Source organism: Streptomyces sp. NPDC056144 (assembly GCF_042264145.1).
Taxonomy (GTDB): domain Bacteria; phylum Actinomycetota; class Actinomycetes; order Streptomycetales; family Streptomycetaceae; genus Streptomyces.
Genome location: NZ_JBHJVF010000014.1, coordinates 14,901 through 29,278, shown reverse-complemented (window position 1 = coordinate 29,278; position 14,378 = coordinate 14,901). Strand labels below are relative to the sequence as shown.

15 protein-coding genes are annotated in these 14,378 nt (G+C 70.6%); 12 read left to right on the top strand and 3 right to left on the bottom strand.

From position 1 onward, the window contains the following. Window positions 1-167: 167 nt before the first annotated feature. From mshD to pstB, 11 genes are all read left to right on the top strand, one after another. On the top strand, window positions 168-1,094 hold the full coding sequence (gene mshD / locus ACFC0Z_RS30430) for a mycothiol synthase (RefSeq protein ID WP_376444706.1): 927 nt from the start codon (window positions 168-170) through the stop codon (window positions 1,092-1,094). A gap of 111 nt (window positions 1,095-1,205) precedes the next feature. Beyond that, entirely contained in the window at window positions 1,206-1,589 is a 384-nt protein-coding gene (locus ACFC0Z_RS30425; RefSeq protein ID WP_376444703.1) for a GntR family transcriptional regulator, read from the top strand. Beyond that, entirely contained in the window at window positions 1,586-2,416 is an 831-nt protein-coding gene (locus ACFC0Z_RS30420; RefSeq protein ID WP_376444701.1) for an ABC transporter ATP-binding protein, read from the top strand. The genes ACFC0Z_RS30425 and ACFC0Z_RS30420 overlap by 4 nt, the downstream gene beginning before the upstream one ends. Continuing rightward, window positions 2,413-3,366 (top strand): ABC transporter permease, encoded by a 954-nt coding sequence (locus ACFC0Z_RS30415; protein ID WP_376444698.1) that lies wholly within the window; start codon window positions 2,413-2,415, stop codon window positions 3,364-3,366. The genes ACFC0Z_RS30420 and ACFC0Z_RS30415 overlap by 4 nt, the downstream gene beginning before the upstream one ends. A gap of 134 nt (window positions 3,367-3,500) precedes the next feature. Then, complete coding sequence (locus tag ACFC0Z_RS30410; RefSeq protein ID WP_376444695.1) at window positions 3,501-5,999, top strand: RNA degradosome polyphosphate kinase; 2,499 nt, start codon at window positions 3,501-3,503, stop codon at window positions 5,997-5,999. Then, entirely contained in the window at window positions 5,986-6,981 is a 996-nt protein-coding gene (locus tag ACFC0Z_RS30405; RefSeq protein ID WP_376444692.1) for a CHAD domain-containing protein, read from the top strand. Before ACFC0Z_RS30410 ends, ACFC0Z_RS30405 begins: the two co-directional genes overlap by 14 nt. Next, window positions 6,978-7,397, top strand: a complete 420-nt coding sequence (locus ACFC0Z_RS30400) for an NUDIX hydrolase (RefSeq protein ID WP_376444689.1) — start codon at window positions 6,978-6,980, stop codon at window positions 7,395-7,397. Before ACFC0Z_RS30405 ends, ACFC0Z_RS30400 begins: the two co-directional genes overlap by 4 nt. Window positions 7,398-7,665: 268 nt before the next feature. After that, window positions 7,666-8,817: a phosphate ABC transporter substrate-binding protein PstS gene (gene pstS / locus ACFC0Z_RS30395; protein ID WP_376444686.1), complete on the top strand. Its 1,152-nt coding sequence runs from the start codon at window positions 7,666-7,668 to the stop codon at window positions 8,815-8,817. Window positions 8,818-8,925: 108 nt separating this feature from the next. Then, a complete protein-coding gene (pstC, locus tag ACFC0Z_RS30390; protein ID WP_376444683.1) occupies window positions 8,926-9,900 on the top strand; it encodes a phosphate ABC transporter permease subunit PstC in 975 nt (324 codons plus the stop codon). Next, entirely contained in the window at window positions 9,897-10,970 is a 1,074-nt protein-coding gene (gene pstA / locus ACFC0Z_RS30385) for a phosphate ABC transporter permease PstA (protein ID WP_376444681.1), read from the top strand. Before pstC ends, pstA begins: the two co-directional genes overlap by 4 nt. Window positions 10,971-10,998: 28 nt before the next feature. Beyond that, on the top strand, window positions 10,999-11,775 hold the full coding sequence (pstB, locus tag ACFC0Z_RS30380) for a phosphate ABC transporter ATP-binding protein PstB (protein WP_376444678.1): 777 nt from the start codon (window positions 10,999-11,001) through the stop codon (window positions 11,773-11,775). Between the two features lie 95 nt (window positions 11,776-11,870). Here the strand turns inward: pstB and ACFC0Z_RS30375 are convergent, their stop codons facing one another. Both ACFC0Z_RS30375 and ACFC0Z_RS30370 read right to left on the bottom strand, forming a co-directional pair. Further along, window positions 11,871-12,869, bottom strand: a complete 999-nt coding sequence (locus tag ACFC0Z_RS30375) for an anion permease (RefSeq protein WP_376444675.1) — start codon at window positions 12,867-12,869, stop codon at window positions 11,871-11,873. 5 nt (window positions 12,870-12,874) lie between these two features. Next, window positions 12,875-13,495: a DUF47 domain-containing protein gene (locus ACFC0Z_RS30370; RefSeq protein WP_376444672.1), complete on the bottom strand. Its 621-nt coding sequence runs from the start codon at window positions 13,493-13,495 to the stop codon at window positions 12,875-12,877. 195 nt (window positions 13,496-13,690) lie between these two features. On the opposite strand from ACFC0Z_RS30370, the gene ACFC0Z_RS30365 reads away from it, so the two are divergent. Next, window positions 13,691-14,080, top strand: a complete 390-nt coding sequence (locus ACFC0Z_RS30365) for a metal-sensitive transcriptional regulator (RefSeq protein WP_360799232.1) — start codon at window positions 13,691-13,693, stop codon at window positions 14,078-14,080. A gap of 41 nt (window positions 14,081-14,121) precedes the next feature. On the opposite strand, the gene ACFC0Z_RS30360 is transcribed toward ACFC0Z_RS30365, so the two are convergent. Beyond that, window positions 14,122-14,298, bottom strand: coding sequence for a hypothetical protein (locus ACFC0Z_RS30360; RefSeq protein ID WP_376444669.1), 177 nt, complete (start codon window positions 14,296-14,298; stop codon window positions 14,122-14,124). Between the last annotated feature and the right edge of the window lie 80 nt (window positions 14,299-14,378).

Genomic DNA, 14,378 nt, shown 5'->3' with positions numbered 1-14,378 from the left:
CGCGCGCTCGATTCGCGTGATGCGCGTGATGCGCGTGCCCGATTCGCGGCCTTGATCTACCCCCGTCCCGCGAGAGCCTAGAGTCAACGCGCGTAGCGCAACAGGGGTTGGCTGGTTACAAGACAGTTGCCTCTGTCTGACGAGCTGTCGGCCGTAGGCTCGGTGGCATGACTTCCGACGCGGCGCCGGTCCTCGAACCGGGACGGCAGATCCACACGTATGACGAGCTCTCCCCCGAGCAGGTCCAGGACGTCCTGGGCCTCCTGGAGGCCGCCGACGAGGCGGACGGGCTGCACGCGGTGTCCGAGCAGGGCCGCCTCTACCTGCGGCACGGCCGCCGGGAGGGCGTACGCCACTTCCTCCTGACCGTGGGCCCCGAGCTCTACGCCTACGCCCAGCTGGAGGAGACCGACCCCATCGAGGCCCCGGCCGCCGAGCTCGTCGTCCACCCGGCGCAGCGCGGCCGCGGCCACGGCCGTGCCCTCGGCACGGCCCTGCTCACGGCCTCCGGCAAGCGGCTGCGGGTCTGGGCGCACGGCGGCAAGGCGGCGGCCCGGCACCTCGCCCAGGTCCTCGGCCTGACGCTCTTCCGCGAACTGCGCCAGCTGCGCCGCCCCCTGACCCCCCTGGACATCCCGGAGCCGGTCCTCCCGGAGGGCGTCACGATCCGCACCTTCGTCCCCGGTCAGGACGACACGGCGTGGCTCGCCGTCAACGCGACCGCCTTCGCCCACCACCCCGAGCAGGGCTCGCTGACCCAGCGGGACCTGGACGACCGGATGGCCGAGCCGTGGTTCGACCCGAAGGGCTTCTTCCTCGCGGAGAGGGACGGCGAACTCGTCGGCTACCACTGGACGAAGACGCACGCCGAGGAGCAGCTCGGCGAGGTGTACGTGGTCGGCATCCTGCCCCGCGCCCAGGGCGGCGGCCTCGGCAAGGCCCTGACCGCGATCGGCCTGCGGCACCTGGCGGCCCAGGGCCTGCCGACGGCGATGCTGTACGTGGACGCGGACAACACGGCGGCGGTCCGGGTGTACGAGGGACTCGGCTTCGCGACGCACGAGGTGGACCTGATGTACCGCACGGAGTCCTGACCGAACAGGCGGGTTCCAGGGGGCGGTTGTCGATGATCCCCCATTGACACCGCCCCCTTCTTTCCACCACCCTTTCACTACTTGATTAGTGAAAGGGTGGTGGAAGGGATCGTGGTCGAGTACCGCATCGACCGGCGCAGCGGCGTCGCCACCTACCTCCAGATCGTCCAGCAGACGAAGCAGGCCCTCCGGATGGGCCTCCTGGAACCCGGCGACAAACTGCCCACCGCACGCGAGGTCGTCGAAGCCACGGCCATCAACCCGAACACGGTCCTCAAGGCCTACCGCGAGCTCGAACGCGAAGGCCTCGTCGAGGCCCGCCGCGGCCTCGGCACCTTCGTCCGAGCCACCCTCGGCACCGCCCCCGCCGACTCCCCCCTGCGCGGCGAACTCGCCGACTGGGCGCGGCGGGCGAAGGCGGCGGGGCTGGAGCGGGAGGACGTGGCCGCGCTCTTCACTTCCGTACTGAAGGAACACTTCGAGGGGGACGAATGACCGACCCGGTCATCGAGGCCGAAGGCCTCGGGAGGCACTACCGACGGCACGGCTGGGCCCTGAGGGAGTGCGGATTCGCCCTCCCCGCCGGCCGGATCTGCGCCCTCGTCGGCCCCAACGGCGCCGGCAAGTCCACGCTCCTCGCCCTCGCGGCCGGGCTCCTCCAGCCCACCGAGGGCACCGTCGAGGCCCCGCCGCGCGAACGCATCGCGTACGTCGCCCAGGACAAGCCGCTCCACCCCCGGCTCACCGTCGCCGACACCCTCCGCCTCGGCCGCGAGCTCAACCCGGCCACCTGGGACGACGCCACCGCCGACCGCGTGATCGCCGGCGCGCTCGACCCGCGCGCCCTCGTACGGAACCTCTCCGGCGGCCAGCGCACCCGCGTCGCCCTCGCACTCGCCCTCGGCAAGCGGGCCGAACTCCTGCTCCTGGACGAGCCGATGGCCGACCTCGACCCGCTCGCCCGCCACCAGCTGATGGGCCTGCTCATGGCCGACGCCGCCGAACACGGCACCACCGTCGTCATGTCCTCGCACATCCTCACCGAGCTGGAGGGCGCCTGCGACCACCTCCTCCTGCTCCACGGCGGCCGCATCCGCCTCGACGGCCCCGTCGACGAGCTCCTCGCGGCCCACACCCTCCTCACCGGCCCGGTCGCCGACCTCGCCCCGCACCGGGTGATCGAGGCCCGCACGACGGGCCGTCAACTCACGGCCCTGGTGCGCCGCGAGGGCCCCATCGAAGGCCCCTGGGAAACCCAGGAACCCTCCCTGGAGGACCTCCTCCTCGCCCACCTCCGCACCCCCGAGGGAGCCCCGGCATGAGCAGCGCTTTCGCCCTGAAGGGCTCCTACTGGGTGACGGTCCGCCAGTACCGCCGGACGCTGTGGCTGGCGGCCGCGCTGGTGACGGCGGCGCTGGTGGTGATCGGGGGGCTGCGGATATGGGACGCGCAGTATCCGGACGTGCGAGTGGAGGGCGGATACTGGCAGACGGCCGACGACAACCACGCCTACGGACTGCTCCGGTTCGCCGCGGAGGAGCTGTCTCTCGGCATGCTCCTCCTGCCCCTGCTCGTCGGCGCCTTCGCCGCTGGCCCGCTCATCGCCCGCGAGTTCGAGTCGGGGACATACAAACTGTCCCTCACCCAGTCGACGAGCCCGGCAACCTGGCTCCGCTCGAAGTTGCTCACCGCCGGGATCGTGGCCCTCACGACCGCCCTCCTGCTGACGGCCGTCTACGCGCTCGGCTGGTCCCGGGTCGGCGGCACCAGCCAGCTCCACTGGGCGGATCGGGGCTCGTACGAGATCCTCGGCACCGCGCTCACCGCGTACGTCCTGTTCGCCCTCGCCGTCGGCGCCCTCGTCGGCCTGCTGATCCACCGCACGGTCGTGGCCATGGCGGTCACCGGCTTGATCACCGGAATCGCCCTGGCCGTGCTCGGTGCCGTGCGGTGGGACTTCCTGTCCGTCGTCACGATCACCGGCCCTGCCGTCGAGAACGCCTCCATGCTCATGATGCCCGAGGACGGCCTGATCATGGGTCAAGGGCTGATCGGCGTCTCCGGGCGACGACTGCCGGGCTGGTTCTGCTCTCCCGAAACGATGCCCGGCAGCGTCTGCCGTCCGGACGAACCGATCGCCGCCCAGTATCTCGACTACCACCCCGAGTCCCATTTCTGGCCCACCCAGCTCATCGAGTCCGGCATCCTCCTCGCCCTCGCCGCCCTCGCCGCCTACGCCGCCTTCCGCGTCCTGCGCACCCGCCACCCCTAGAAGACACGCGGAGAACACGCGTAGACCAACCCGGGGGCGGGGCCCGCACAAGGCCCCGCCCCCGATCAGCCCCCGATTCCCGTACGACATGTCGTCGTTACCGGCCATTCAGACGCGCTTGCGACGCTCACGCAATGACGCGCTCCGTGCCCACGCCCCTCAGGGCGGTCCTCCCGAAGGGGAGACTCCCGGACCCCACGGGCCGCTCCGACGCGCCCGACCGCCCCTTCGCGCGGAAGAATGGGCCCATGAGCCAGCAGCCCGCCGAGGTCCCGGTCCAGTCCTCCGCCACGCCGTCCGCCAAGACGTCGCCCAAGACGCCCGCCAAGGCCTCGACGAAGGCCTCCTCGAAGGCTTCGACGAAGGCCCCAGCGAAGGCCTCGACGAAGGCGCCGGCCACCGAGAAGGCCCCCGCCGCGCCCGCCGCCCCCGCCTCCCTCGGTTCCATAACCGCCCGCCGCCCCCACGTCGACCCGAACGCCGAGGCCGACCGTGCCGCCGACCGGGCGACCGAGGCCGACATGGACGCCGACGCGGACACCTTCGTCAGCGACGGCGAGCTCGGCGCCGAGCTCCCTCAGGGCCGCTTCCTCGACCGCGAACGCAGCTGGCTCGCGTTCAACGAGCGCGTCCTCGAACTCGCCGAGGACCCGAACACCCCCCTCCTCGAACGAGCGAACTTCCTCGCGATCTTCGCCTCGAACCTCGACGAGTTCTTCATGGTCCGCGTCGCCGGCCTCAAGCGCCGCATCGCGACCGGCGTCGCCACCCGCTCCGCCTCCGGCCTCCAGCCCCGCGAGGTCCTCGACCTCATCTGGACCCGTTCGCGCGAGCTCATGGCCCGGCACGCCGCCTGCTACCAGCAGGACGTCGCCCCCGCGCTCGCCGACGAGGGCATCCACCTCATCCGCTGGCCCGAGCTGACCGAGAAGGAGCAGGCGCGCCTCTTCACCCTCTTCCGCCAGCAGATCTTCCCGGTCCTCACGCCCCTCGCGGTGGATCCGGCGCACCCCTTCCCGTACATCTCCGGCCTCTCCCTCAACCTCGCCGTCGTCGTCCGCAACCCGGTCAGCGGCCACCGCCACTTCGCCCGGGTCAAGGTCCCGCCCCTCCTCTCCCGCTTCCTCGAGGCGTCCCCGCAGCGGTACGTCCCGCTCGAAGACGTCATCGCGGCACACCTGGAGGAGCTGTTCCCCGGCATGGAGGTGCTGGCGCACCACATGTTCCGGGTGACGCGGAACGAGGACCTGGAGGTCGAGGAGGACGACACCGAGAACCTGCTCCAGGCCCTGGAGAAGGAGCTCATGCGCCGCCGCTTCGGCCCGCCGGTGCGCCTGGAGGTGGAGGAGTCGATCGACCCGTACGTCCTCGACCTCCTCGTCCGCGAGCTGAAGATCTCCGACGCCGAGGTGTACCCGCTGCCCGGCCCCCTCGACCTCACCGGCCTCTTCGGGATCGCCGGGCAGGACCGGCCCGAGCTCAAGTACCCGAAGTTCGTCGCGGGCACGCACCGCGACCTCGCCGAGGTGGAGTCGGCGTCCGCGCCCGACATCTTCGCGGCGCTGCGCGAACGCGACGTCCTCCTCCACCACCCGTACGACAGCTTCTCCACCTCCGTACAGGCGTTCCTGGAGCAGGCGGCGGCGGACCCCGACGTCCTCGCGATCAAGCAGACCCTCTACCGCACCTCCGGCGACTCCCCGATAGTGGACGCCCTCATCGACGCCGCCGAGTCCGGCAAGCAGGTCCTCGTCCTCGTCGAGATCAAGGCCCGCTTCGACGAGCAGGCCAACATCAAGTGGGCGCGGAAGCTGGAGGAGGCCGGCTGCCACGTCGTGTACGGCCTGGTGGGCCTCAAGACCCACTGCAAGCTGTCGCTCGTCGTCCGCCAGGAGGGCGAGACGCTGCGCCGCTACTCGCACGTCGGCACCGGCAACTACCACCCGAAGACGGCCCGGCTGTACGAGGACCTCGGCCTGCTCACGGCCGACCCGCAGGTCGGCGCGGACCTCTCCGACCTGTTCAACCGGCTCTCCGGCTACTCGCGCCGCGAGACGTACCGCCGCCTGCTCACGGCCCCGAAGTCGCTCCGCGACGGCCTGGTCTCCCGCATCACCAAGGAGATCGCCCACCACCGGGCGGGCCGCCCGGCCTACGTCCGCATCAAGGTCAACTCGATGGTCGACGAGGCCGTCATCGACGCCTGCTACCAGGCCTCGCGGGCGGGCGTCCCCGTCGACATCTGGGTCCGCGGCATCTGCGCCGTACGCCCCGGGGTCACCGGCCTCTCGGAGAACATCCGGGTCCGCTCGATCCTCGGCCGCTTCCTCGAACACTCCCGGATCTTCGCCTTCGGCAACGGCGGCGAACCCGAGGTGTGGTTCGGCAGCGCCGACATGATGCACCGCAACCTGGACCGCCGGATCGAGGCCCTCGTACGGGTCTCGGACCCGGCGCACCGGGCCGCCCTGACCCGGCTCCTGGAGACCGGGATGTCCGACACCACCTCCTCCTGGCACCTCGGCCCCGACGGGAACTGGACGCGGCACGCGACCGACCCCGAGGGCCGGCCGCTCCGGCACGTGCAGGAGATGCTCATCGACGCGCGGAGGCGCCGGCGTGCACAACCTTGACCCCCTGCGGGACGTCACGGCGGGGGAGGTCGTGGCCCCCTATCTCCACGCCCGGGCCGCGGACTTCCTCCGCGGCCTGCGGATCCACGGCGAGAGCGGCGCCGACTCGGCCGGTACGGAGGAGGCCGCCCGGACGCTGCGCGGCGCCGCGCGGCGCATCGGCGGCACCCTCCACACCTTCCGGCCGCTGCTCGACACGGCCTGGGCGGACCAGCTGCGCACCGAGCTCGCCTGGCTCTCGGGCACCCTGGCGGTGGAGCACGCCTACACCTCCCGCCTGGTCCGCCTGGTGGACGCCCTGTCCCGCCTGTCGAACGGCGGGGGCCAGGTCCCGGCGGCCCGCGGAGAAGGTACGGGGGTGAGCGCCAACGGCCTCACGGTCGGCGCCGCCCGGGCGGGCGCCCTCCTGGAACGCCAGCTGACCCTGGCCCGTACCCGAGCGCACTCGGCCGCGCTCCAGGCCCTCGGCTCGTCCCGCTTCCACGCGGTGGCGGACGCGGTCGCCCTCCTGGCCTCCGAGGTCCCCCTGGGTCCGGCCGGCAGCGCCCCGGCCCTGGAGACGGTGGACGGCCCGGCGGCGGTGGCGGAACGCCGCCTCCTGGACTCCGTCGACGCCCTCCCCCTCTCCCGCGCGGCGCACCCGTACAACGCGGACGCCCTGGCCCTGGCCACCGGCGAGCTCCAGGACGCACCCTGGCACCGCACGCGCCACCTCCTCCGCCTGCACCGGTACGCCTCCGAGCTCCTCCACACGGGCGGCGAGCCGGACCCCGTCCTGTACGAGTCGGCCCGAGCGCTGGACCGGCACCGCGACGCGGCGGAGGCGGCAGCGGCGGCGGCGACGGCCGCCCGCACCCCGAGGATCGCCCCGGCGACGGCGTACGCCCTGGGCGTCCTCCACGCGGACCAGCGCCACGAGGTGGAAGCGGCCCGCTTCGCCTTCCACCAGGCCTGGCACAGAACGAAGGCACACGTCTCATGACCGCTCCCGCCCCCACCCCGATCCAGGCAGCGGGCTGCGTCCTCTGGCGCCCGTCCCCCTCGGGCGAGGGCATCGAGATCGCCCTGGTCCACCGTCCGAAATACGACGACTGGTCGCACCCGAAGGGCAAGCGGAAGCGCGGCGAGTCGGCGGAGGCGTGCGCGCTCCGCGAGGTCCTGGAGGAGACGGGCCGCCGCTGCGAACTGGGCAGACGCCTCCCGACGGCCCACTACACGGTGGACGGCCGCCCGAAGGAGGTCGTCTACTGGTCGGCCCGCGCCCTGGACGGCGGCTTCGTCCCCACCAAGGAGATCGACGCCCTCGTCTGGCTCCCCCCGGGAACGGCCCGCCACCGCCTCACCCAGCCGAGGGACCGCACGCTCCTGGACGCGGCGGTCCCCACCGCCCACGCCTAGAGCACCTCTCTCCCCTCCCCCGAGCCCGGCCACAGGCCGGGCTCGCCCCTTTTCCGGACCCGGGCCGCGGGCCCACCCCCGTCCTTCCGGCACGGTTCACTTTCCGTTCACTCTCCCCCGCCGACCGCTTCACCTGTTCTGCCTAATTTCGGACTCACACGGTGCACGGAGCACAGCGATGCACCTCCAACCGACACACGCCGCCGTACAACGACAGGGCAGGGGACACGCCCCAGGCCCAGGCGGCTTCTGGAAGGAACACCCGAAAGTGAAGCTTTCGCGCAAGAACGGGCTTCGCGCCTCCGCGATCGGTGCCCTCGTCGTCTCCGGTGCGCTCGTCCTCTCGGCGTGTGGCTCGGACAACAACACGGAGACCCCCTCGAAGGAGGGCGGCGCCACCACCTCCGCCGCCGGCGCCACCGCGTCGAACATCGCGTGCGAGGGCGCCAAGGGCCAGCTGCTCGCCGCCGGCTCCAGCGCGCAGAAGAACGCCATGGACCTGTGGGTCAAGAACTTCCAGGCGGCCTGCGACGGCGTCGAGATCAACTACCAGGCCATCGGCTCCGGCGGCGGCATCACCAAGTTCAACCAGGGCCAGGTCGCCTTCGCGGGCTCCGACTCCGCCCTGAAGGACGAAGAGGTCGCCGAGTCCCAGAAGATCTGCAAGGGCGGCACGGGCGTCAACCTGCCCATGGTCGGCGGCCCCATCGCCATCGGCTACAAGCTGGACGGCGTGGACAACCTCGTCCTCGACGCCTCCACCATCGCCAAGATCTTCGACAACAAGATCACCAAGTGGAACGACCCGGCGATCGCCAAGCTGAACCCGGGCGCCAAGCTCCCCGACTCCACCATCCAGGCCTTCCACCGCTCGGACGAGTCGGGCACCACCCAGAACCTCGGCAAGTACCTCTCGAAGGCCGCCCCGGCCGACTGGAAGCACGACCCGAAGTCGAAGTCGTGGCCCGCCCAGGGCGGCCAGGCCGCCAACGGCTCCTCCGGTGTCGCCACCGCGGTCAAGGACGCCGAGGGCTCCATCGGCTACTTCGAGCTCTCGTACGCCACCGCGAACAAGATCTCCACCGTCAGCGTCGCCACCGGCGCCTCCGCCCCGGTCGCCGCGACCACGGAGAACGCCTCCAAGGCCATCGCCGCCGCCAAGGTCAAGGGCACGGGCAGCGACGTCGCCCTCTCCCTGGACTACGAGACCAAGGCCGAGGGCGCGTACCCGATCGTCCTCGTCACCTACGAGATCGCCTGCGACAAGGGCAACAAGGCGGAGACCCTGCCGACCCTGAAGGCCTTCCTCAACTACACCGTGAGCGAGGAGGGCCAGAAGGTCCTCTCCGAGGCCGGCTACGCCCCGCTCCCGGCCGAGATCGCCGCCAAGGTCAAGGCGATCGTCCCCACCCTGTCCTGACCCCCGGCCGGTTCCGGCTCCCTCACCCGAGGGGGCCGGCCCCGGCATCCGGTGCACCGCCGCCAGGGCCCCGTACCCGTACGGGACCCGCAGACCGGAGAAGAACAGATGGCTACCACCACACCAGACATACAGAGGAAGCGCCGCGCCAAGAGCGCGTCGCGCCCCGGGGACCGCATCTTCAGCGGCCTGTCCCGAGGCTCCGGCATCACCCTCCTCGTGATCATGGCCGCGATCGCGGTCTTCCTGACCTACCGCACGGTCCTCGCCGTCTCGAAGGACAGCGCCAACTTCTTCACGACCTTCGAGTGGAACCCGGCCGGCGACCCGCCGGTCTTCGGCATCGCGGTCCTCGCCTACGGCACGGTCGTCTCCTCGGTCATCGCGATGGTCATCGCCGTGCCCGTCGCGATCGGCATCGCGCTCTTCATCTCGCACTACGCCCCGCGCAAGCTGGCCAAGCCGCTCGCGTACGTGGTCGACCTGCTCGCCGCCGTGCCCAGCATCATCTACGGCCTCTGGGGCGCGATCTTCCTCGTCCCCTACCTGGACGGCCTCAACAAGTGGCTCGACCAGTACATGGGCTGGACGTACATCTTCGACAAGTCCGCCGACGGCGTCGCCCGCAACCTCTTCACCGTGGGCATCCTGCTGGCGATCATGATCCTCCCGATCATCACCAACGTGACCCGCGAGGTCTTCCTCCAGGCCCCGAAGATGCACGAGGAAGCCGCCCTCGCCCTCGGCGCCACGCGCTGGGAGGTCATCCGCATGGCGGTGCTGCCCTTCGGCCGCTCCGGCATCATCTCCGCCTCGATGCTCGGCCTCGGCCGCGCCCTCGGCGAGACCATGGCCGTCGCCGTGGTCCTCTCCCCCAGCTTCCTCATCTCGGGCCACCTCCTCGACCCGGGCGGCGGCACCTTCGCGCAGAACATCGCCGCCAAGTTCAACGAGGCCAACGAGTACGGCCGTGACGCCCTGATCGCCTCCGGCCTCGTCCTCTTCGTCATCACCCTGCTGGTCAACGGCGCCGCCCGCTGGATCATCGGCCGCCGCAAGGAGTACTCGGGGGCAGCGGCATGAGCCACGCCATACAGGACCGCCCGATCACGCTGGCCCCGCGCCGCGGATCGCTCTCCCACGCCCGCCTCCCGCGCTGGACCCCCGCCGCGGTCGCCGCCGGCTCGGTCGCCGCCGGCACCGGCATCGGCCTCGCCGCCGGCTGGCACAGCAAGGTCCAGTGGGGCCTGATCGCCGCGCTGCTCTTCGTCCTCACGACGTACGTCCTCACCACCAAGGTCGAGGGCAGCCGCCAGGCCAGGGACCGCATCGCGACCAGCCTCGTCTGGGTCTGCTTCGTCCTCGCCGTCGTCCCCCTGCTCTCCCTCGCCTGGGTGACGGTCAGCAAGGGCATCGAGGTCCTCGACGTCTACTTCCTGACCCACTCGATGAACGGCGTCCTCGACGCCGAGGCCGGCGGCGGCGTCTACCACGCGCTGCTCGGCACCATCGAACAGGTCGGCATCGCGACCGTGATCGCCGCGCCGATCGGCCTCCTCACCGCGGTCTACCTCGTCGAGTACGGCGGCGGGAAGCTCGCCCAGGCCGTCACCTTCTTCGTCGACGTCATGACGGGCATCCCGTCGATCGTCGCCGGCCTCTTCATCCTCTCCACCTGGACCCTGATGCTGGACTTCGGTCCCTCCGGGTTCGCCGGAGCGATGGCCCTCGCCATCCTGATGATGCCGGTCGTCGTCCGCTCCACCGAGGAGATGCTCAAGCTCGTCCCGAACGAGCTCCGCGAGGCCTCCCTCGCCCTCGGCATCCCGAAGTGGCGCACGATCCTGAAGGTGGTCCTCCCCACCGCGATCGGCGGCATCACCACGGGCGTCATGCTCGCGGTCGCCCGCATCACCGGCGAGACGGCCCCCATCCTCCTCCTCGTGTTCGGTACGAAGCTCATCAACCCGAACCCCTTCGAAGGCGCCCAGTCCTCCCTGCCGCTCTACGTGTACGAGCAGTACGCGGTCGGCACCGACGCAGCCGTGGCCCGCGCCTGGGCCGCAGCGCTCGTCCTGATCGCCTTCGTCATGATCCTCAACCTGGTGGCCCGCGGCATCGCCCGCTGGAAGGCCCCCAAGACCGGCCGCTGACCGCGGCAACATGGAAGTAGTGATTCACATGGCCAAGCGAATCGACGTCAGCGGCCTCTCCGCCTACTACGGCGCCCACAAGGCGATCGACGACATCTCGATGACCGTCGAGCCCCGCTCCGTGACGGCCTTCATCGGCCCCTCCGGCTGCGGCAAGTCCACCTTCCTGCGCACCCTGAACCGCATGCACGAGGTCACCCCCGGCGGCCGCGTCGAGGGCAAGGTGCTCCTGGACGACGAGAACCTGTACGGGAGCAACGTGGACCCCGTCGCCGTGCGCCGCACGGTCGGCATGGTCTTCCAGCGCCCCAACCCCTTCCCCACCATGTCGATCTTCGACAACGTGGCGGCGGGCCTGCGCCTCAACGGCAAGTACAAGAAGTCCGAGCTCGGCGACATCGTCGAGCGCTCCCTCAAGGGCGCGAACCTCTGGAACGAGGTCAAGGACCGCCTCAACAAGCCCGGCTCCGGCCTCTCCGGCGGCCAGCAGCAGCGTCTGTGCATCGCCCGCGCCATCGCGGTCGAGCCCGACGTCCTGCTCATGGACGAGCCCTGCTCGGCCCTCGACCCGATCTCGACCCTGGCGATCGAGGACCTCATCGGCGAGCTGAAGGAGCGCTTCACGATCGTCATCGTGACGCACAACATGCAGCAGGCCGCCCGAGTCTCCGACCGCACGGCCTTCTTCAACCTGGCGGCCGTCGGCCAGCCCGGCAAGCTGATCGAGCTGGACGACACCGAGCGCATCTTCTCCAACCCGAGCGTCCAGGCGACCGAGGACTACATCTCCGGCCGCTTCGGATAAAGACCCCTTGTGGTGCTGCATGGCGGTGCCACCACAAGGCGAAGGGCCCGGCTCCCCCACAGGGGAGCCGGGCCCATTTCCGTACGACCAACAGGTCAGCCGAAGAGCAGCGCCACGACGTAGTAGCTCAGCGCGGCGACGACCGCCGCCGCCGGCATCGTGATGAACCAGCCGAGGATGATGTTCTTGGCGACACCCCACCGCACCGCGTTGACGCGCTTCGTCGCGCCGACGCCCATGATCGCGGAGGTGATGACGTGGGTCGTCGAGATCGGCGCGTGGAAGAGGAACGCGGAACCGAACATGATCGACGCGCCCGTGGTCTCCGCCGCGAAGCCCTGCGGCGGGTCCAGCTCGATGATCTTGCGGCCGAGCGTCCGCATGATGCGCCAGCCACCCGCGTACGTACCGAGCGAGAGCATCACGGCACAGGCGATCTTCACCCACACCGGGATGTCGTCGCCCGCCTGCTGCACGTCGGCGATGACGAGGGCCATCACCACGATGCCCATGGTCTTCTGCGCGTCCTGGAGACCGTGACCGAGGGCCATGCCGGCCGCCGACACCGTCTGGGCGATACGGAAGCCGCGCTTGGCCTTGTGCGGGTTGGCCTTGCGGAAGAGCCACAGGATCACGCACATGACCAGGTAACCGGCGACGAGGCCGACCACCGGCGAGATGAACATCGGGATGACGACCTTGTCCAGGACGCCGCCCCAGATGACCTCCGTGCCACCCGCGAGCGCCGCGCCCACCATGCCGCCGAACAGGGCGTGCGAGGAGGAGGACGGCAGTCCGAAGTACCAGGTGACGAGGTTCCAGATGATCGCGCCGACGAGCGCGGCGAAGAGGATGCCCATCCCCTTGTCGCCGTGCGGCGTCTCGATCAGGCCCTCACTGACGGTCTTGGCGACCCCGCTGCCCATGAAGGCACCCGCGAGGTTCATGACCGCCGCCATCGCGAGCGCCGCCCGCGGCGTCAGGGCCCGGGTCGACACCGAGGTGGCGATGGCGTTGGCGGAGTCGTGGAAGCCGTTCGTATACGTGAAGCCGAGCGCGACACCGATGGTCACGATCAGAGCGAAGGTGTCCACGAAGCTCAGGACTCCTTGACCGCGATGGTCTCCACGGTGTTCGCCACGTGCTCGAACGCGTCGGCCGCCTCCTCGAGGACGTCCACGACCTGCTTGAGCTTCAGCACCTCGATGGCGTCGTACTTGCCGTTGAAGAGCTGGGCGAGCAGCTTGCGGTGGATCTGGTCGGCCTGGTTCTCCAGACGGTTGACCTCGATCCAGTACTCGGTGAGGTTGTCCATCGTGCGCAGGTTCGGCATGGCCTCGGCGGTCAGCTCGGCCGCGCGGGCCAGGACCTCGATCTGCTGCTCGACACCCTTGGGGAGCTCTTCGATGTTGTAGAGGACGACCAGGTCGACGGCCTCTTCCATGAAGTCCATGATGTCGTCGAGGGACGAGGCGAGGGAGTAGATGTCCTCGCGGTCGAACGGCGTGATGAACGAGGAGTTCAGCTGGTGGAAGATCGCGTGGGTCGCGTCGTCGCCGGCGTGCTCCGCTGCCCGCATCCGCTCCGCGATCTCGGCCCGGGCGGAAGGCTCCGCTCCGAGCAGTTCCATCAGGAGCTTGGAGCCCGTGACGATGTTGTCCGCGGACGCGGCGAACATGTCGTAGAAGCTCGTCTCCCTGGGGGTCAGACGAAATCGCACGTGAGGTCCTCGGGGTGCTGGGTTTCGGTCAGGCTGATGCTAGGCGCATCATCCGGCCACGGCTAACCGGCGTCCTCTCAGTGTCGCCCATCAGGCACAGTGAACTGCACGAGGCCCCCGCCCGGAACGGCGAGGATCGGTACCATATACCCACGAGGGGTATACCCCCTCCAATCCGGACAACGGGAGGACGCGATGACGACCACCGAGGCGGCCCAGGCCACCCCCGCGCTCGCCGAGACGGCCGAGGCCGTCGCGCCCACGCCCACCGCGGCCGTGGAGCCCGCCGACCACGACCACGGCGTGCACGGCTACCACCACCAGAAGGACGAGCACCTCAAGCGGCTCCGCCGCATCGAGGGCCAGATCCGCGGCCTCCAGCGGATGGTCGACGAGGACGTCTACTGCATCGACATACTCACGCAGGTCTCGGCGTCCACGAAGGCGCTCCAGTCCTTCGCCCTCCAGCTCCTGGAGGAGCACCTGCGGCACTGCGTCGCGGACGCGGCCACGAAGGGCGGGGACGGGATCGACGCGAAGGTCGAGGAGGCCACGAAGGCCATCGCCCGGATGATGCGCACCTGACGCGGCCGCGAGCGGAGGGCCGTACGCGTACCGGAGACCGTTCAGAGTTCCCGTACGGCCCGCAGGACCTCGTCGATCCGGTCCGCGCTGAGCCGCTCCCCGTCCGCGGCGGAGGCCGCGATGATCAGCTCGCCGCACAGTTCGATCTCGGCGAGGGCGACGCGGTCCTGGACGCGGTCCTGGTCTGCGGGAACGGTCGCTGTACCGGGCGAAGCCACGTGCGGTCACCTCTTCCTGCCGGATTCCTGCCGGTGTCGGTCCCCCAGAGGTCTCCCAGCGTAGGGAGGGCGCCCGGCGG